The 19,078-nt window shown below is 69.8% G+C and carries 16 protein-coding genes; 11 read left to right on the top strand and 5 right to left on the bottom strand.

What is annotated here, in order from left to right:
- Positions 1-64 precede the first annotated feature (64 nt).
- The 7 genes from I4Q42_RS03965 to I4Q42_RS03935 are packed head-to-tail and all read left to right on the top strand — an operon-like array spanning position 65 to position 5,524.
- Positions 65-811 (top strand): transaldolase, encoded by a 747-nt coding sequence (locus tag I4Q42_RS03965; protein ID WP_198574767.1) that lies wholly within the window; start codon positions 65-67, stop codon positions 809-811.
- Positions 812-823: 12 nt separating this feature from the next.
- Complete coding sequence (locus I4Q42_RS03960) at positions 824-1,549, top strand: nucleotidyltransferase family protein (RefSeq protein ID WP_198574766.1); 726 nt, start codon at positions 824-826, stop codon at positions 1,547-1,549.
- Positions 1,546-2,097 (top strand): D-glycero-alpha-D-manno-heptose-1,7-bisphosphate 7-phosphatase, encoded by a 552-nt coding sequence (locus I4Q42_RS03955; protein ID WP_198574765.1) that lies wholly within the window; start codon positions 1,546-1,548, stop codon positions 2,095-2,097. Before I4Q42_RS03960 ends, I4Q42_RS03955 begins: the two co-directional genes overlap by 4 nt.
- Positions 2,098-2,111: 14 nt before the next feature.
- A complete protein-coding gene (locus tag I4Q42_RS03950) occupies positions 2,112-2,732 on the top strand; it encodes an SIS domain-containing protein (protein ID WP_198574764.1) in 621 nt (206 codons plus the stop codon).
- 10 nt (positions 2,733-2,742) lie between these two features.
- Positions 2,743-3,744 (top strand): GHMP family kinase ATP-binding protein, encoded by a 1,002-nt coding sequence (locus I4Q42_RS03945; RefSeq protein WP_198574763.1) that lies wholly within the window; start codon positions 2,743-2,745, stop codon positions 3,742-3,744.
- Positions 3,741-4,835, top strand: coding sequence for a GHMP family kinase ATP-binding protein (locus tag I4Q42_RS03940; RefSeq protein ID WP_198574762.1), 1,095 nt, complete (start codon positions 3,741-3,743; stop codon positions 4,833-4,835). The genes I4Q42_RS03945 and I4Q42_RS03940 overlap by 4 nt, the downstream gene beginning before the upstream one ends.
- Positions 4,832-5,524, top strand: coding sequence for a sugar phosphate nucleotidyltransferase (locus I4Q42_RS03935; RefSeq protein ID WP_198574761.1), 693 nt, complete (start codon positions 4,832-4,834; stop codon positions 5,522-5,524). Before I4Q42_RS03940 ends, I4Q42_RS03935 begins: the two co-directional genes overlap by 4 nt.
- Here the strand turns inward: I4Q42_RS03935 and I4Q42_RS03930 are convergent.
- From I4Q42_RS03930 to I4Q42_RS03910, 5 genes are all read right to left on the bottom strand, one after another.
- A complete protein-coding gene (locus I4Q42_RS03930; protein ID WP_198574760.1) occupies positions 5,521-6,276 on the bottom strand; it encodes a polysaccharide deacetylase family protein in 756 nt (251 codons plus the stop codon). The two genes, I4Q42_RS03935 and I4Q42_RS03930, sit on opposite strands and share 4 nt — an antisense overlap.
- Positions 6,273-7,106 (bottom strand): glycosyltransferase family 2 protein, encoded by an 834-nt coding sequence (locus I4Q42_RS03925; RefSeq protein WP_198574759.1) that lies wholly within the window; start codon positions 7,104-7,106, stop codon positions 6,273-6,275. The genes I4Q42_RS03930 and I4Q42_RS03925 overlap by 4 nt, the downstream gene beginning before the upstream one ends.
- A 103-nt stretch (positions 7,107-7,209) precedes the next feature.
- Entirely contained in the window at positions 7,210-9,528 is a 2,319-nt protein-coding gene (locus I4Q42_RS03920; protein WP_332873016.1) for a TonB-dependent receptor, read from the bottom strand.
- Between the two features lie 190 nt (positions 9,529-9,718).
- Positions 9,719-10,666, bottom strand: coding sequence for a FecR family protein (locus tag I4Q42_RS03915; RefSeq protein WP_198574757.1), 948 nt, complete (start codon positions 10,664-10,666; stop codon positions 9,719-9,721).
- Positions 10,667-10,763: 97 nt separating this feature from the next.
- A complete protein-coding gene (locus I4Q42_RS03910) occupies positions 10,764-11,261 on the bottom strand; it encodes an RNA polymerase sigma factor (protein WP_332873029.1) in 498 nt (165 codons plus the stop codon).
- Between the two features lie 330 nt (positions 11,262-11,591).
- Here I4Q42_RS03910 and I4Q42_RS03905 point away from each other — a divergent pair, with 330 nt between their 5' ends.
- The 4 genes from I4Q42_RS03905 (at position 11,592) to I4Q42_RS03890 (ending at position 18,982) form a co-directional block, all read left to right on the top strand.
- Positions 11,592-12,542, top strand: coding sequence for an aliphatic sulfonate ABC transporter substrate-binding protein (locus I4Q42_RS03905; protein WP_198574755.1), 951 nt, complete (start codon positions 11,592-11,594; stop codon positions 12,540-12,542).
- A 228-nt stretch (positions 12,543-12,770) separates the two neighbouring features.
- The gene (locus I4Q42_RS03900; protein WP_198574754.1) at positions 12,771-15,161 is read left to right on the top strand and encodes a TonB-dependent receptor; all 2,391 of its coding nucleotides are present in this window, start codon (positions 12,771-12,773) and stop codon (positions 15,159-15,161) included.
- A gap of 8 nt (positions 15,162-15,169) precedes the next feature.
- Positions 15,170-17,470, top strand: coding sequence for a molybdopterin guanine dinucleotide-containing S/N-oxide reductase (locus I4Q42_RS03895; RefSeq protein WP_198574753.1), 2,301 nt, complete (start codon positions 15,170-15,172; stop codon positions 17,468-17,470).
- Positions 17,471-17,638: 168 nt separating this feature from the next.
- Entirely contained in the window at positions 17,639-18,982 is a 1,344-nt protein-coding gene (locus I4Q42_RS03890; RefSeq protein ID WP_198574752.1) for an LLM class flavin-dependent oxidoreductase, read from the top strand.
- The last annotated feature ends 96 nt before the right edge of the window (positions 18,983-19,078 follow it).

Below are 19,078 nucleotides of genomic sequence, written 5' to 3'. Positions count from 1 at the left end.
AGCCAAGTAGCCACCGCGTCCCGATCCGGTCCACAAGCCAACCCCGAAAGCTAAAGATCGTCCCATGCTGCAACGTCTCGCCCCGCAAGAGATCGTCACTGCCTCACTGGCGTCGCAGATCAAGCTGTTCGCCGACGGCGCCAGCCTCGCCGACTTCACGCGCCTGAACGAACAGGGCGACGCGGCCGGCTTCACGACCAATCCGACGCTGATGCGCCGCGCCCAGATCACCGACTACGAGGCCTTCGCCCACGAGCTGATCGCGCGCATTCCCGACAAGCACATCTCGTTCGAAGTGTTCTCCGACGAGTTCGAGGACATGGCCCGCCAAGCCCGCAAGATCGCGACCTGGGGCGAGAACGTCTACGTCAAGATCCCGATCACCAACACGCGTCGTGAAAGCAGCCTGCCGATGGTGCGCGAGCTCGCCGCCGAAGGCGTCAAGCTGAACGTCACCGCCATCCTGACCCTCGAGCAGGTCGCCGAGACCGTCGACGCCCTGCACGCCGACGTGCCGGCCGTGATCTCGGTCTTCGCCGGCCGCATCGCCGACACCGGCGTCGATCCGATGCCGGTGATGCGCGCCGCCGTCGCCATGGCCGCCCGCCGTCCCAAGGCCGAAGTGCTGTGGGCCAGCGTCCGCGAGGTGCTCAACATCTACCAGGCCCGCGACTGCGGCTGCCACATCATCACCTCGACCCCCGACGTGCTGAAGAAGCTGTCCATGGCCGGCAAGGACCTCGCCGATCTCTCGCAGGAGACGGTGGCGATGTTCTACGACGACGCCGTCGCCGCCGGCTTCCAGCTCTAGGGAACAGACGCGATGAAGGCGCTCGTGCTGGCTGCAGGCATGGGCAGTCGGATCCGGTCGGTGGCCGGCGACCTGCCCAAGCCCCTGCTTCCGTTCGGCGGTGCGTCCATCCTGGCGCACAACCTGCGTTGGCTGGCGAGCGCGGGCGTGCGCGACGTCTTCATCAACCTGCACTACGGCGCGGACGCGATCCGCGCCGAGGTCGGCGACGGTTCGGCCTTCGGGCTGAACGTCCGCTACCTGTTCGAACCCGCGCTGCTGGGCACCGCCGGCGCCCTGGCCAATCTGGGTCAGGCCTTCGACGCCACCATGCTGGTCGTCTACGGCGACAACCTGCTGCGCTGCGACCTCGACGCCCTGATCGACGGCCATCGCGCGGCCGGCGCCGAGGCGACCCTGGCGCTGTTCGATCAGGGCGCCCACGTCCACACCGGCATCGCCGGCGGCAGGGTCGAGATCGCCGACGACGGCGCGATCGTCGCCTTCACCGAGGGCGAGGCCGCCCGCTCGCCGTTGGTCAACGCCGGCGTCTATGCCGTCGAGCCCTCGATCCTCGACCTGATCGAGACCGGCCGCCTGGTCGATTTCGGCCGCAAGGTCTTCCCGCAGATGCTGGCCGCCGGCCGCTCGTTGCGCGGCCAGGTCATCGAGACGGACGGCTTCTGCCTGGGCCTCGACACGCCCGCCAGCCATGCCGAAGGCCAACGCCTGCTGGCCGAGGGGAGGATCGTGCTGTGAGCGCCCTCCGCCCAGCCGTATTTCTCGACCGCGACGGCGTGCTCAACAGCATCGTCTGGCGCGGCGAAACGCCGGCCTCTCCCCGCTCGCCGGACGAGTTGATCATCGAGCCCGGCGCCCGCGAGGCGCTGGAGGCCCTGAAGGCCGCCGGTTATCTGCTGCTGGTCGTCACCAACCAGCCCGACGTCGCCCGCGGCCTGATGGCCGGCGAGACGCTGGACGCCATCCACGACAAGCTGCGCGCCGCCCTGCCCGTCGACGCCGTCGCCGCCTGCCGGCACGACAACGCCGACGCCTGCGCCTGCCGCAAGCCTAAGCCCGGCCTGGTGCTGGATCTGGCCCGCGAGCATGGCGTGGACCTTTCGCGCTCGTGGCTGGTCGGCGACCAGGCCCGCGACGTCACCTGCGGCCAGGCCGCCGGCTGCACCACCGTTCTGCTCGACCGTCCGTACAATCCCGGCCGCGAGGCCGGGGCCGACCATACGCTTGAAACCCTGGCGCAAGCCGCCGCCCTGATGACGCGCGCCCCCTACGCGCTGACAGCCTGACGAGGACATCCCCCATGTTCACCGACCACTTCTTCGACGTCGCCGCCCGCGCCCTGGCCGCCATCGACCGCCAGGCCGTCGAGGACATGGCCGTCAAGCTCGCCGCCGTCCGCGACGGCGGCGGCCGCCTGTTCCTGCTGGGCGTCGGCGGCAGCGCCGGCCACGCCAGCCACGCCACCAACGACTTCCGCAAGATCTGCGGCTTCGAGGCCTATTGCCCGACCGACAACGTCTCGGAACTGACCGCCCGCATCAATGACGAGGGCTGGGAAGGCACCTTCTCGACCTGGCTGGAAAGCAGCCGCCTGCGCGCCGAGGACGGCCTGCTGATCTTCTCGGTCGGCGGCGGCAGCCTGGAGCCGCCGGTCAGCGCCAACCTGGTGCGCGCCATGCAGCTGGCCAAGCAGCGCGGCGCGACCGTCACCGGCATCGTCGGCCGCAACGGCGGCTTCACCGCCCAGATCGCCGACGCCGTGGTGGTGGTGCCGACCGTCGATCCGCAGCTGATCACCCCGATCGTCGAGGGCCTGGCCGCCGTCGTCTGGCACGGCCTCGTCTCCCACCCCGCCCTCGCCCAGAGCAAGGGTCACTGGGAACAGATCGCTCCGGTTCCCGCTCCGGCCGCCGCCGAATAGGGCCGGCCCGATGATCTCGACCCGCGCGCCGCTGCGCGTCACCCTCGGGGGCGGCGGCACCGACCTGGAAAGCTACTATCGCCATGGCGGCGGCTTCATCTTCGCCATGGCGCTCGACAAGTACATCCATGTCAGCGCCCACCGGCCGGCCTTCCACGAGCACGTGGCGCTGATGGGTCCCGATCCTGAAAACGTCGACCGCGCCGACCAGCTGAAGCACGAACTGGTGCGCGCGGCCCTGCTGCGCCACGGCATCGACACCGGCTTCGAGGCCGCCTCGATCGGCGACATCGTCGGCGGCACGGGCCTGGGCTCGTCCAGCTGCTTCCTGGTGGCCTTCCTGCGCGCCCTGCACGCCCTGAAGGGCTCCACGCCCGACGCGCAGGCGCTGGCCGAAGAGGCCTGCGACCTGGAGATCAACGTCCTGAACAAGGGCATCGGCAAGCAGGACCAGTACATGGCGGCCTTCGGCGGCCTGACCACGCTGGACATCGCGCCCGACGGCCAGGTGAAGGTCGGCTCGGTGGATCTCGATCCCGAGGTCGAGCGGGCCTTCATCGACCACACCCATATCTACTACACCGGCCTGCGCCGCGACGCGGCGGTGATCCTCGACGACCAGAACAGCGCCATGCTCGGCGACGGCGATCAGAAGCGCCGCGCCGCCGAGAGCCTGGGCGCGATCAAGGACCTGGGCTACCGCATCCGCGACGCCTGGGTGGCTGGCGACCTTGAGGGCTGGGGCCACATGCTGCACGAGCACTGGGTCAGCAAGAAGCAGCTATCGTCCAAGATCAGTTGGCCGCACATCGACCAGCTCTACGACCATGTTCGCGCCGACCTCGGCGTGACCGGCGGCAAGGTGATCGGGGCCGGCGGCGGCGGCTTCCTGATGCTGTTCACCCCGAAGGGCGGCGACGAACTGGAGGCCTACATGGCCTCACAGAACATGCCGCGCCTGCGCTACGGCATCGACCGCGGCGGCGCCCGTATCCTGAAGGACGCCGCATGAGCCCCGAGGACGTCGCCCTGCTCGGCGTCCAGCATCGGCGCGGCCGCAAGGCGCGGCCGTTCGACGTGCGCTCGCGCGCGCCGCTGCGCCTGGGCCTGGCCGGCGGCGGCACCGATCTTTCGCCCTATTGCGACCAGTTCGGCGGGGCGGTGCTGAACGCCACCATCGACCGCTTCGCCTTCGCCCACGTGACGCCCAACGACGAGGGCCGCGTGGTCTTTCGGGCCCGTGACATCGGCGCCGACGAGAGCCACGCCCTTGATGCGCCGATCGCGCTGGACCAGGGCCTGGTTTTGCATCGCGGCGTCTATCGGCACATGGTCGAGACCTATCTCGACGGTCGCATGCCCGCGCTGACCGTCTCGACCACCATCGACGCCCCGGCCGGCTCTGGCCTGGGCTCGTCGTCCGCGCTGGTCGTGGCCCTGGTCGAGGCCTTCCGCGCCGCGCTCGACCTGCCGCTGGGCCCGGCCGAGATCGCCCGCCTGGCCTTCGACATCGAGCGCAACCAGCTGGGCCTGGCCGGCGGCCGGCAGGACCACTACGCGGCGGCGTTCGGCGGCGTGAACTTCATCGAGTTCCTGCCGGGCGAGAAGGTGCTGGTAAGTCCCCTTCGGGTGCCGCGCGCCTTCCTCAACGAGTTCGAATCCTCTCTGGTAATCTGCTTCACCGGACAGTCGCGCCGCTCGGAGACCATCATCCAGGAGCAGATCGACGGCCTGCGCGGCATGGACGCCCGCACCATCGACAGCATGCACCAGCTGAAGGCCGACGCGGCCCTGATGCGCGAGGCCCTGCTGCAGGGCGACATGCGCGGCCTGGCCGAGATCCTGACCCGCTCCTGGGCCGCCAAGCAGCGCACCGCCAAGGGCATCGCCACCCCGGCGGTCGAGCGGCTGTTCCAGACCGCCCTCGACGAAGGCGCCTGGGGCGGCAAGGTGTCGGGCGCGGGCGGCGGCGGCTTCCTGATGTTCTTCACCGATCCGGAGAACCGCCACCGGCTGATCACGGCGCTGAACGCCGCCGGCGGCCAGGCCAGCCCGGCCAAGATCACCTTCGAAGGGGCCGAGGCCTGGGGCGTGCCGCGTTGAGGCAGGTCGTCGTCCTGGCCGGCGGCCTGGGCACGCGCCTGGGCGCGCTGACCGCCGCTATGCCCAAGCCGTTGATGCCGGTCGCCGGCCGGCCGTTCCTCGAGCACCTGCTGGAGAAGGCGCACCGCCACGGCTTCGACCGCGTGCTGCTGCTGGCCGGCCATCTGCACGAGCGTATCGAGGCCTGGCTGGCCGAGAGCCGCATCGCCGAGCGCCTGGGCCTGGAGGTCGCGATCAACGTCGAGCCCGCGCCGCTGGGCACCGGCGGCGCACTGGTCCACGCCCTGCCCGTCCTCGACGAGGCGTTCCTGCTGGTCAATGGCGACACCTGGTTCGATTTCGACTGGCGGGCCCTGGCGCAGATCGAGGCCCATCCGTTCGTCGTCGCCCTGCGGACGGTCCCTCACGCCGACCGCTACGAGCGCGCGGTGCTGGAGGGCGGGCGGATCGAGACCTTCCTGCCCCGCGATGCGGCGGGCGCCGGCCCCGCCCTGATCAACGGCGGCGCCTATCGCATCCAGCGTGAAACGATCCCAGATTGGCCCGGCGCCTGGTCGCTGGAGCAGAGGCTGCTGCCGGATCTGGTCGAGCAGGCGCGGCTCGGCGGAGCGGTGTTCGAGGGGACCTTCATCGACATCGGCCTGCCCGAGGCCCTGGACGCCGCCCAGGCCCTGCTGGCGCGGCCTTAAGCCGCCGCCGAGACCACGTGGCCGGCGAGGATCGGCCTGGCTTGCGGCGCCAGGACCGGCAGGATCAGGTCGAGGAACCGCCAGGCGGCCTCGTCATGGTCGAGGTGATGGGTCAGCAGGCCGATGGGCTCGCCCCAGGCCCGCTGGCGACGACGCTCGGCCAACAGACGGCGGGCGCGGCTCAGGAAACGATGCGCGCCGCGGAAGCGGGCGACCGGCTTCCAGCGCATGAGGTCGAGATGGGCGTCGATGCGCGGCGGCGCCGCCTCCGGGGCCATCGCGCCGTCATAGCCGGACAGGCTCAGCCCCCGGACGGCCAGGGCCGTTTCAAGGGTGCGGTGGACGTTGTTCCAGGGCGGCACGAACAGGCTGGGCCTGGCGCCCGCGCGCGCGAAGGCGGCTGTCGCCTCCTCCAGCGCTGCGATCACGTCGACCAGGCGGTCCTCGCCGTTGACCTCGCCGGAGGGCTGTCCCGCCGGCGCGCGGTTCTCGTGCCGGAAGCCGTGGATCGCCAGCTCGACGCCGGGGACGGCGGCGCAGGCGCGCACCAGGGCGCTCAGGTCGCCGTCGGGAATGGCCGCCACGGTCAGCGGCGCGGCATGGCGCGCCGACAGCGCCAGCAGTAGCGACAGGGCCGGTCCCGGCTTGCGTGCATCGTCGTCCCGCCACCAGACCACGGGCCGGCGGCCGGCGCGGCGCCACAGCGCCAGCTCCGGGCCCAGCATGGCCAGGATCAGGAAGCGGTCGATCATCCGGCGGCCTGGCCGAGCGCCAGCTCGCCAGCCGGGGCGACCATCGGCTCGGCTGTGATGACCACGCCGCGGCGGGCGGCCATCAGCTCGCGCGCCTTGAGGTTGGAGATCAGCGGATAGAGGCCGGCCATCACGGCGATGACGAAGCCGTAGTCGCCTTCCTTGTAGCCCTGGCGCGAGACGTAGCACTTGAGGAACCGGCGCAGCGCCCGGAAGGAGTCGTCGGCCAGGCTCTTGACCTTGCCCTTGTCGGCCAGGTCCTGGGCGCGCAGGTCGGTATAGCGGTTCAGGCGCTGGATCATGTCGGGGACGTCGTCGTCCACCTTGTGAACGATCGCGCCGTCCAGGCGGCCGCCGAAGGTCCCGGTGAACACGGTGCCCGGGTGAACCCGGTCGTTCTTCCAGGTCTTCACGCCGTTGCGGAACAGGCGCGCCACCGACGAAGCCCCGAACGAGCCGCCCCAGCCGCGTCGCACCAGGCGCTCGCCGATATAGTTGTCGACCGGCACCTGGTACCAATCAGCGCTGTCCTTCGCGTCAACGACGGCGCGGATCTCGCCCGCCAGTTCCGGCGGCACGCCTTCGTCGGCGTCGAGCTCGAACACCCATTGACCGCGGCAAGCGGCGACGCCGGCGGTCTTGCGCGCGCCCTCGACCGGGAAGATGCCGGAAACCACGCGCGCGCCCATCTTGCGGGCGATGGACTCAGTGCGGTCCGAGCAGCGGTCGGCCACCACCACGATCTCGTCGCAGAAGGATAAGGCGGCCAGGCATTCGGCCAGTCGCGCTTCCTCGTTGTGCGCGCAGACCAGGCCCGAGAGTGCGATCATCGGCATTTCCCCCGATCGGATCGCGTGTCGCAGATCCATCATGGGTCAGACGGCGCCGATCGAACGGCCCCTCAAAGAAAATGCGCGATAACCTTACACAACGTCAGAAGGCCCGGGAGAGTTCCACGCTCCAGGTTCGCGGTCGCAGGGGAGTCACCTGGCGGACCTGGCCGAAATAGAAGGGATTGCCGTAGGCGAAGGTGTCGCCCGAGGTGTTGGCGGGGTTGGTCACGGCTAGACCCAGCAGCCAGTCGTCGCCCCGAAGCTGGCCGCCCAGGCGACCGGTGACGTAGCCGCCCATCTCGGGCGAATAGCGCGGATCGAAGGTCATGCGCGAGCGGCCGACATAGCCGACATCGGCGGTGAGCACGAGCTTGCGCGTGCGCCACGGCCGCTCGTAGCGCAGGGTCGCGCCGGCCGACAGGTCGGGCACGCCCGGCAGGGCCGCGTCCTTGACCGAGGCGAAGCTAGGCGCGATGCGCACCATGCGCGGCCGGTTCAGCAGGGCGTTGGCCTGCAGTTGCCACCGCGCTCCGAGACGCGCCAAGCCTTCCAACTCAAGCCCGGTGTTGCGCGCGTCGCCGACATTGGCCGTGTAGGACAGGCCCGAGCTCAGATACTGGTCGGTCTGGATGTCGCGCCAGACGTCGTGGAACAGGGCCGCGCGCAGCACCAGCGCCCCGGCCAGCGGTCGCAGGCTGGCGCCGATCTCGTAGTTGCGCAGATGGTCGGGCGAGAAGTGGTCCAGGCTCGCCGACGGCGCGGTCAGGCCGCCGGAGTTGAACCCGCCCGAACGATAGCCCTCCGAGGTCAGGGCGTAGACCATGCCGCCGCCATCCAGGGTCTTCTGGATCGAGAGCTTGGTCGAGACGTCGGAGAAATCGGCCGTCTTGTCGAAGTCGCGCGAGCGACCCGGCGACGGCGCGATCACCGACGAGACCGTGCGCACACGGTTGCTGAACGCCCGCGCGCCGGCGCTGGCCGACCAGCCATTGCCCATCGCCCAGGTCGTCTCGCCATACAGCGCGCCCTCGCGACGGCGATCGACGCGGGTTTCGTCGTAGTAGAGGCGCAGTGTCTGGCGCGAGGTGCTGCCCCGCAGTTCGCCCCGGCCGCGCTCCTCGCCGACCAGGCCATAGATGCCCAGCAGCCAGGTCAGCCGGCGGTCGGACGGCGAGGTCCAGGTCATGTCCTCGACCCACAGCCGCACGTCGCTGCCCTCGTCGAACATGCCCAGGTCGACGGCGGTCTCGCTGACCCGCTCAACGGCCGCTGTGGCGTCGTAGCGGCTGGTGAAGCGATGACGCACGAAACCGCTCGACGAGGCGAACTGCCCCCAGTTGCCGGCGCCGTTGATGTTGAGGGCGGCCTCGCGGAAGCGGTTGCCGTGGGTTTCGCGCACCTGGTTGGCGCGGCGTTGGCCGCCGAGACTGGGCGTCGTGTACTGGGTGTCGGTGGAGGCCAGGTCCTGCAAGGCGGCCGAAAGGTCCAGGCTCCAGGCCTCGTTCAGCCGCGCCGTCACGGCCACGCGACCGCCCCTTCGCGTAGTGCGATCGACATTGGACAGGCGCAGGTTCACGTCGTCGACATAGCCGCCATCGACATCGTCGAACGCCGCCAGGCGCAGAGCCGCCCGGTCGCCGGCCAGGGGCGCGTTGAGCACGGCCTCGACCTTGCGGCTGGGCGAGCCGGATTCGGTGGCCGCCGCCACGGCCCGCGTCTCCAGGCTCCATTCGCCCAGGACCGGTCGGCGGGTGACGATGCGGTAGATCCCGCTCAGCGAGCCGCCGCCATAGAGCGTCCCTTGCGGTCCCCGCAGCACCTCGACCTGCTCGACGTCGATCAGCCGCAGGTCCGGGTCGGGCGCGTTGTAGGTCAGGGGAATGTCGTCGAGATAGGTGCCCACGGTCTGCTGGGTGCGGCCGGTGAAGGCGCCGTCCGACAGGCCCCGCAGCATGATCTTGTTACGCGCCGCGCCGAGGTTGGTGGTCAGGAAACCGGCCGTGCGCAACGAGACGCCCGTGGTGTCCACCGCATCAAGCTCCCGCAGGCGCTCGCCGGGGACGACGCTGACGCCGCCGGGCGCGGCGTTCAACGGCGCGGCGCGCTTGGTGGCGCTGACCACCACCCGGTCGACCTCGACGGGGGCCTCGACCTCGGGCTCGGAGAGCGCGGCTCGGACCACAACGGGCGGCGCGTCCACGATGCGGACGGTGAACCGATCGACGATCTGGAAATCGCAGCCGCCGCCCGTGGTCAGGGTCTCCAGCGCCTTGCGCAGGCTCATGCCGCCCTTGAGCGCCGGCGCGCGCCCGGTACAGTTGGAGACGCCGCCCAGGCTGATCCCGGCCTGGACGCCCAGGTCGATCAGCGCTTCCTTGCGGCTCTTGGCGGGAATGTTCAGGACAAGGTCGGCGGCCACGGCCGGCGCGCCGACAAGGCTGACGGCGGCGAGCGGCGCTGAAAAGACGAGCGCGCATCGCGACGGCCACGGCCGCCGCGCCCCTCGTCCCCCTGTCCGATTCATACCGACGACACACCCTTGGGCCCGCCCCCGGAACCCGCCTTCGAGATCGAGCGGCGCGCCCACGCGCACCGCCTCGCCGGCGAGGCTATCGCGCGCGAAGTTCGACCGCGTCGTCCACGGTCGCGACCTCGAGCGGTAGAAGCTTGGCCAACCGGGAGACCATTGCATCCTGGCTGTCGACGATCAACACGCCGGAAAGTCGCATGTCAGCGGCCTTGCCACCCACGATGTGCACGGGCTTGCCGAACAGGCGGTTCAGATCGCCCGCCACCTCGGTCAGGGGACGGTCGCGATAGATCAGACGGCCGTCGCGCCAGGCCGCGGCCTCGCCCGGGACTAGGTCGGCCAGCTTGGCGCTTTTCGCGCCTTCGACATGGGTCAGGCCCCGTCCCGGCGGCAGACGATAGGTCTTCGCCCCCTGCGTCGAGACCTCGACCAGGCCCCGCTCGACGCCCACGGCCACCTGGCCGTCGCGCCGGCGCACGTCGAATCGGGTGCCGACCACACGCACGCGGGTGTCGCCGGCGGCGATCACGAACGGCCGGGACGAATCCTTGGCGACATCGAAGAAGGCCTGGGCGTCGCCCAGATCCACATGGCGCTCGCCGCGAGTGAAGCGCACGGTCATCCGCGAGCCCGGCGCGAGATCGATGCGCGAGCCGTCCTCGAGGGCGACGGTCCGCCGCTCGCCCACGCCGGTGGAATAGACCGTTCCGGCGGGATCTCGCGTCAGATTGGGCAGCAGCACGGCGCCGGCGACGAAGGCGGCCGCCAGGGCCGCCCCGCCCGTCCACAGCACGGCGCGACGCGACGCAGGCCGACGCAGCGGAGTCACTACGGCGCCCGGCTCCAACGTCGCCAGGGCCTTCAGCGCCTCATCCTCGGCGGCGATGGCGTCATAGGCCTCGCCGTGCTCCGGCGCGGCGGTGAGCCAGGCGTCGAAGGCCAGCCAGTCGTCGGTCGTGACCGTCTCGCCCTGCAGGCGGACCAGCCAAGCGACGGCCTCGTCCATGTGCTCTCGCGAACGGCTCATGCCACCCTGTCCCTGCGCCCGACGGCGCTCGCCCATGAAGTAGACGGCGCCGTCGCGCCATCGCCTCCCAAGAATTCGCGTTCGGCGCGATGTTTTTTCATGCAGCCCCCCTGAACACGGCCTTCAGGGCGGCGCTGACATACTTTTCGACCGCGCTGCGGCTGACGCCCATGGCCGCGGCCGTCTCGGCGTGGCTGAGCCCTTCCAGCTTGTGCAGGCGGAAAGCCCGCGCCACCGATGGCGGCAGGGTCTCGAGGGTTTTCAGCATCGCCGCAAGGCGCTGGCGGCCCTCGACCACCGACTCGGCGGACGGTGCGTCGGCGGCCTGATCGCCGTCGATCGTGGCCTCGCCGCCTTGGAGCCGACGCCAGTGCTCGTCGCGCGCCTGGCCGCGCTGGCGGCTGCGCAGGCGATCGAGCATCAGGTTCTCGGCCATGCGGTGCAGCAGGGCCGAACCACCGCCGGACCCGGCCGTGTCGCCCTCGACCGCCGCGACCTTGAAGTAGAGCTCCTGGACGAGATCCTCGGCTTCGGCGCGCGAGCGCAGCCGCGCGGTGAAGAGGCGCACGAGATTGACCCGCTTCTCCTCGTACAACGCCAGCAACGACGGAGCTTGCGAACTCCCCGACAGCCTCTACCTCCCAAGCGCCTCGTTGAACCGACCTTCGAAAGACGCGGTCAACGACCTTCGACGCCCTCTTGCTTGCCCCTTAAGCATGAAGGGAACGGTAAGCGATATGCAGATCGCGCCGCGGCTTGTCGAGCCACTTGCGCATCGCCTCGCCCTGCCCGCTTTCTGCTTGGTCAGCGCCCCCCAGGGCGGCCACATCACCATCCGTAAGGCCACGCTTTAAGGAAACTCGTTTGTTTCCATGTCCCAGGAGGGCCATGCCACGACGCGCCGTTCAGCGAGGACATCGCCGCCGTGACCAAGCTTTCCCTTCTTTCGACGCCCACCCGCCGCTCGGCGCTCGGCCTGGCCGCGGCCGGACTGGCCGCAGCCTGCGCGCCCAAGGGCGCCAAGCCGGCCGGCAAGCTGCTGGTCGGCGACCAGCGCGGCGGCTCGCGCGTGGTGCTGGCCGGGGCCGGCAAGCTGGACGGCACGCCCTATCGCATCGAGTGGTCGCAGTTTCCCAATGCGGCCCCGCTGCTGGAGGCGCTGAACGCCGGGGCCATCGACACCGGCATCGGCGGCGACTCGGCCTTCATCTTCGCCATCGGCTCGCAGGCCAAGATCAAGGCGATCGGCGCCCAGGTCACGACGGGCATGGGACCGGCCATCGTCGTGCGCGGAGATTCGACCATCAAGGACCTCGCCGGCCTGGCGGGGCACACCGTGGCCACGCCGCGCGGATCGATCAGCCACAACCACGTGCTGGGCGTGCTGGAGGCCAACGGCCTGCCCTATGACGCGGTGAAGTTCGCCTTCCTGTCGCCCTCGGACGGTCGCGCCGCCTTCCAGGGCGGATCGGTCGACGCCTGGGCGATCTGGGACCCGCACATCGCTTTGGCCGAAAGCCAGGGCGCGCGGATCCTGAAGGGCAAGCAGGACGAGGATCCCGGCTACACCCTGATGTTCGGCCGCGACGGTGCGATCGCCGAAAAGCCCGACTATCTGCGTGACTACCGCGACCGGCTCTACGAGGGCTGGACCTGGGCGGCGCGCAACCGGACGATCTATGCCGAGGCGATGTATCGCGACACCGGCATGGACCAGGCGGTGCTGAAGACCATGATCGGCCGCACCCAGCGCCTGCCCGTGCAGATCGATGAGGCCCTGATCGCCACCGAGCAGCGCACGGCCGACCGATACCTGCGCGCCGGCGTCATCGCCAAGCGGATCGAGGTCGCCAACGGCTTCGACAAGCTGGCCTGACCCGCAGCAGTCCGAAGGCGCCAACCACGCGCCATCTACAAACGTATAGTTGAGCCTAAAATCAGTATTTCCCGACCTCATAAACCAGAGAACAAATAGTCGTTTGCTCGGCAGAACCCCGGTTGCCATTGAACAACTCAAGCCGCGCGAACATCGGCAAACAATCAGGCCCGCAATATCTCAAGGCAAGCCTTGGCGGGATCTTCGATCGGGGACCTCATGACAACCATGCCTGCCCAACGCGCCAACGGCGCGCCGACCTTCAAGGCCTTGCTGCTGGCCGCCTCCGCCCTCCTGCCGGGCGCCGGCTGGGCGGGCCATGCCCTCGCCGCCGACGCGCCGGCCGCCGCGCTGGCTCCTGACAACGCCGACGCAGCCGCGGTGGACGCCCTGGTCGTCACCGCCCGCTATCGCAGCGAAGACGTTCAGACCGTGCCGATCCCGATCACCGCCCTGGGCGGCCAGCAGCTGGAAGCGCTGGGCGGGACCTTCAATCTCAAGCAGCTGATGCAGCAACTGCCCAGCCTGAACATCCAGGGCTTCAGCGGCCGCAACCAGACCACCACCATCCGCGGCATCGGCACCAACGCCGGCGGCACCAATGACGGCCTCGAACAGGGCGTCGGCCTCTATATCGACGGCGTCTATCGCCCGCGCACCGGCACGGCGATCACCGACCTCGTCGATGTCGAGAGCATCCAGCTGCTGCGCGGCCCGCAAGGCACGCTGTTCGGCAAGAACACCGTGGCCGGGGCCATCGACATTCGCACCCGCGAGCCGTCGTTCACGCCGGAATGGCGCGGCGAGGTCTCGGTCGGCAACTACAAGTACCTGCGCGCCTACGGCAGCTACAGCGGGCCGATCACCGACAACCTGGCCATCCGCTTCAGCTACCTGCGCAACGAGCGCGAGGGCCTCTACTACAACACCGTCTACAAGAAGCGCTGGGACAACCTCGACAACAACGCCTATCGGCTGGACCTGCTGTACAAGCCCACCGACGACTTCAAGCTGCGGGTGACGGCCGATTACAGCATCCAGAAGGGCAATATGGGCTTCAACGTGGTGACGGCCGTGCTGCCCACCACCAAGGCCAACGGCTCGGTCGTGCGCGGCTTCTACGAGAAGGCCGCCTCGGTCGGCTACACGCCGTTGGCCATCGACCCGTTCGCCCGCAAGATAGACCTCGACAACTCCCAGTTCGACCGCATGCCCAGCTGGGGCGTGCAGTCGCGCGCCGACTGGCAGGTCGGCGGCTTCACCCTGAGCTCGATCTCGGCCTATCGCGACTGGCGCTGGATTCCCAACTACGACGGCGACCAGATCGGGGCCAACGTCTCGACCCAGGGCATCGTCGACACCGTCCAGACCCAGTTCAGCCAGGAGCTTCGCCTAGTCTCGCCGGACGAGCGCCGCCTGCAATACACCGCCGGCCTCTACTATTTCTGGCAGGAGGCCGACGACTGGACGACCTCGGCCTACGGTCGCGACGCGGCCAAGTGGCTGCTGGGCGCGACCTATCCGGACGCGGTGCTGAACGGCCTGGCCTCGGTGGCGCACGTGGTGCCGGCCACCCACAGCTATGCCGCCTACGGCCAGGCGACCTGGAACCTGCGCCCCGACCTGCGGCTGACCGCGGGCCTGCGCTACACCTACGAGGAGAAGACCGGCCTCTACGACGCCAAGGTCGGCGGCTCGGCCGTCGCTATCGCCGACCTGCCCACGGCCTGGCAGGCCCTGGCGATCACCGCCCGCGCCACCTACGCCCCGGTCAGCCGCTATGAGGCCGACTGGAACGGCGACAACGTCTCGGGCCTGCTCAGCGCCAGCTACGACCTCAGCGACGACGCCCACGCCTATGCCAGCTATTCGCGCGGCTACAAGTCGGCGGGCATCAACCTGGTGCGCCAGACCACGGGCGTGGACATCTTCGTCGCACCCGAAAAGGTCGACGACTACGAGTTGGGCGTGAAGACCCGCCTGCTGGACCGCCGGCTGGAGCTGAACGCCAACCTGTTCTGGACCACCGACGAGAACTACCAGGCCAACTACGTCAACACGACGGTCAGCCCCGCGGTCACCTACATCGCCAACACCGGCACGCTGCGCTCGCGGGGCGTGGAGCTGGACGCCCGCGCCGCCCCGTTCAGCGGCCTGACCGCCACCCTGTCGGCGAGCTACAACGAGGCTCGCTACCAGTCCTACAAGAACGCCTCGGCCCAGTACCTGACCTCGTACCAGGGGGTGAAGGACCTGTCGGGAGCGGAAGCCTCGGGCGCGCCGCGCTGGACGGTGGCCGCGACGCTCCGCTACGCCAAGCCGATCACCCTGGCAGGCGGCGACGGCGGCGAGGCCTATATCGGCGGCGACTACAGCCACCGCTCGCACTTCTTCGCGGCCGTCAACGACGACATCTTCAGCCTGGTGCCGGGCTATCAGGTGTTCGGGCTGAACGGCGGCGTGCGGTCGGACAAGGGCTGGGACGTCTCGATCTGGGCGCGCAACCTGTTCGACGAGGAGTACTTCAACACCCTGTCGGTCAACGCTACCTACGGCATCGTCCAGGGCACGCTGGGCGAGCCGCGCACCTTCGGCGCGACCCTGCGGATCAAGCGCTAGACGTCCGCATGAGCCCGGCCCGCACCTACACTGCCGCCCACTGGGGGATTTACGAGGTCGAGGCCGGGCAAGATGGTGCGCCCCCTCGCCTCTTCCCGCTGACCGTCGACAGCGATCCGTCGCTGATCGGCCTGGACCAGCTGGACCCCGCCACCCAGGCCCTGCGCATCGCCAAGCCGGCGGTGCGCGAGAGCTGGCTGGAAGGTGGGCCAGGTTCTCGGCCCGAGCTGCGAGGCCAGGAACGCTTCGTCGAGGTCGACTGGGACACGGCGCTGGATCTGGTGGCGGCGGAAGTCGGCGATGTACGCGCGCGCTTCGGCAACGAAGCGATCTTCGGCGGTTCCTACGGCTGGTCCAGCGCCGGGCGGTTCCACCACGCCCAGAGCCAGGTGCACCGCTTCCTGAACCTGCTGGGCGGCTATGTGCGGAGCGTCGACAGCTACAGCCTGGGCGCGGGCCGGGCGCTGATGCCGCACATCGTCGCCTCGATGGACGAGTCGAACCTGTCCCACACCTCGTGGGACGTGCTGGCCGAGCATACGCAACTGTTCGTGACCTTCGGCGGCGTGCCGCTGAAGAACACCCAGGTCTCGTCCGGCGGTTCGGGCCGTCATCGCACCCGCGACGGCCTGGCGGCCATGGCCAAGGCCGGGACGCGCTTCGTCAACATCAGCCCGGTGCGCGACAACCTGGAGACCGGCGGTCCTGTCGAGTGGATCCCGATCCGTCCCAACACCGACACCGCCCTGATGCTGGCCCTGGCCTTCGTGATCCGCCAGGATCCGCGCTTCGACCGCGTCTTCCTCGACCGCTGCACGGTCGGCTACGACCGCTTCGAGCCGTACCTCACCGGCCAGACGGACGGCGTGGCCAAGACGCCAGCCTGGGCCGAGGCGATCACCGGCGTGCCGGCCGTCCGCATCGTCGCCCTGGCCGACGAGATGCTGTCGGCCCGCACCATGATCAACGTCGCCTGGGCCCTGCAACGCGCCGCCCACGGCGAGCAGCCGTTCTGGGCGTTGGTGACCCTGGCCTGCATGCTGGGCCAGGTGGGCCTGCCCGGCGGCGGCTACGGCCTGGGCTACGGCGCGATGAACACGCAAGGCAGCGCCCACGCGCGGCTGTCGGGACCGGTGCTGTCGCAGGGCCAGAACGCGGTGCCGGCCTTCATCCCCGTGGCCCGCATCGCCGACATGCTGCTGCAGCCCGGCGCGCCCTTCACCTACAACGGCGTCACCCACGCCTATCCAGACATCCAGCTGCTGTACTGGGCCGGCGGCAATCCGTTCCACCACCACCAGGACCTCAATCGCCTGACCCGGGCCTGGCGCAAGCCGCGCAGCATCATCGTCCACGAGCAGTACTGGACGCCTGCCGCCCGCTTCGCCGACGTCGTGCTGCCGGCCACCACCTCGCTGGAGCGCAACGACATCGGCTTCGCCGGCCGCGAGGGCTATTTCATCGCCATGAAGAAGGCGGTCGAGCCGCGGGGCCAGTCCCGCGACGACTACGCCATCTTCGCCGACCTAGCGGGCCGGCTGGGAGTCGGCGAGGCCTATACCGAAGGGCTCGACGCCGAGGGCTGGCTGCGGCGGCTGTATGACGAGAACGCCGCGCGCGTGGCCAAGGCCGGCTTCGACCTGCCCGCCTTCGACGGCTTCTGGGACCAGGGGCTGATCGATCTGGCGCCGCACGACCGGCCACTGATCATGCACCAGGCCTTCCGCGCCGATCCGGAGACCCATCGCCTGGGCACGCCGTCGGGCAAGATCGAGATCTTCTCCGAGCGCATCGCCGGCTACGGCCTCGACGACTGCCCGGGCCATCCGGCGTGGTTCGAGCCGTTCGAGTGGCTGGGCCATCCCGACGCCGCCCGCCATCCGCTGCACCTGCTGTCGGACCAGCCCAAGCGACGGCTGCACGGCCAGCTGGACCACAGCCCCTACAGCCGGGCCGGCAAGGTGGCCGGGCGCGAGCCGGTCTATCTCAATCCCGGCGACGCCGCCGCGCGCGGCATCGTCGACGGCGATCTGGTCGAGCTCTTCAACGATCGCGGCCGCTGCCTGGCCGGGGCCATCGTCACCGACGACATCATGCCCGGCGTGGCCCGGCTGGCGACCGGCGCCTGGTTCGATCCGGGCGCGGACCTGGAGCGCAACGGCAATCCCAACGTCCTGACCCTGGATCGCGGCTCCTCGGCCTTCGCCCAGGGCTGCGCGGCCCAGACCTGCCTGGTCGAGGCCCGCCGGCACGAGGGGCCCATCCCAGCCGTCGAGGTCTACGCGCCGCCGCCCTTCGCCCCAGCCTGAGGCGGGGGCAGATTTTCTCCAACAGGCGCGAGAAATCTCGACGCCATCTGATTTCATTGAATTTTCCGAGCTGGATTGATCAGCCACAATGGAACTGTTCAGTACTGCTCGTTATTCGCCCGCCCGCGCCCGTCCTAGCCTTGAACCTTCAAATTCGAGGACCTCGACATGACGCAGCAACCTGCCCGTCAACTCAAGCTCGGCGCCATTCTGGCCGGCGTGGGCACCGATCACACCCGTTGGCGCGATCCCGCCCTGGCCGGCGACGCCAGCATCGACATCAACTGGTACATCGAGAACGCCCGCCTGGCCGAGGCGGCCAAGTTCGACCTGGTGTTCATCGTCGACAGCCCGTTCATCACGCCCGACACCGCCCCGCACTTCCTCAATCGCCTGGAGCCGCTGACCCTGCTGTCGGCCCTGGCGGTCTCGACCTCGAAGATCGGCCTGGTCGGCACCCTGACCACCTCGTACTGGGAGCCCTACAACGTGGCCCGCCAGTTCGGTTCGCTGGACCATATCAGCAAGGGCCGCGCCGGCTGGAACGTGGTGACCACGGGCCTGGAGGGCGCCGCGAGGAACTATGGCCGCGACGAGCACTTCGACCACGCCGTGCGCTACGAGCGGGCCGGCGAGTTCGTCGACGTGGTCCAGGGTCTGTGGGACAGCTACGAGGACGACGCCTTCCCGCGCGACAAGGCCGCCGGGGTCTTCCTCGACAAGACCAAGCAGCACGCGCTGAACCACAAGGGCAAGCACTTCTCGGTGGCCGGGCCGCTGGCCTTGAGCCGCTCGCGGCAGGGCCAGCCGGTGATCTTCCAGGCCGGGGTCAGCGGCGCGGGCCGGGATCTCGGCGCGCGCATCGCCGAGGGCGTGTTCGCCGGCGTCGACACCTTCGAGGACGCGGTGGAGTACTACGCCGACCTCAAGGCCCGCGCGGCGGCCCAGGGCCGCGATCCGGATCACCTCAGCGTCCTGCCGGGCATCTCGCCGATCATCGCCGACACCGACGAGGAAGCCCAGGCCATAGCCGAAGCCCGGGCCGGCAGCCGCGAGATCGACAAGCTGCTCGTCGAGCTCGGCCGGGCCTTCGGCTATCACGATTTCAAGCAGTACCCGCTGGACGGCCCGTTCCCGGATGTCAGCCAGCTCAGCCTAAACAGCTACAAGGGCCATGCCGAGCGCATCGTCCGCATCTCCCAGGCCGAGAACCTGACGGTGCGCCAGGCGGCCGAACGCTTCGGTCGCTGGAAAGCCAATTTCGTCGGCTCGCCCCAGACCGTCGCCGACGAGATCGAGCGCTGGTTCGTCGGACGCGCGGTCGACGGCTTCATCCTGCACGTGACCGGTCCGGACGACTTCGCCCGGTTCCGCGAGAAGGTCGTGCCGCTGCTGCAGGCCAAGGGTCTGTTCCGCACCGAGTACGAGCACGACACCCTGCGCGGCCACCTGGGCCTGCCGGTTCCCGAGAACCGCTGGACCCAGGCGCCCGGCCAGATCGCGGCGGAATAGCCAAGACATCGCAAGACCTTCGCGGCGGCGCTCGATCGTAGCGTCGCCGCGACCGCCCGCGGACCCGCGCTCCGCCTATGAAGCGCAGGAAGACCG

The organism is Caulobacter hibisci (assembly GCF_016135805.1).
Taxonomy (GTDB): domain Bacteria; phylum Pseudomonadota; class Alphaproteobacteria; order Caulobacterales; family Caulobacteraceae; genus Caulobacter; species Caulobacter hibisci.
The sequence above is the reverse complement of the archived record's forward strand: the minus strand, read 5'-3'. Positions and strand labels throughout refer to the sequence as shown.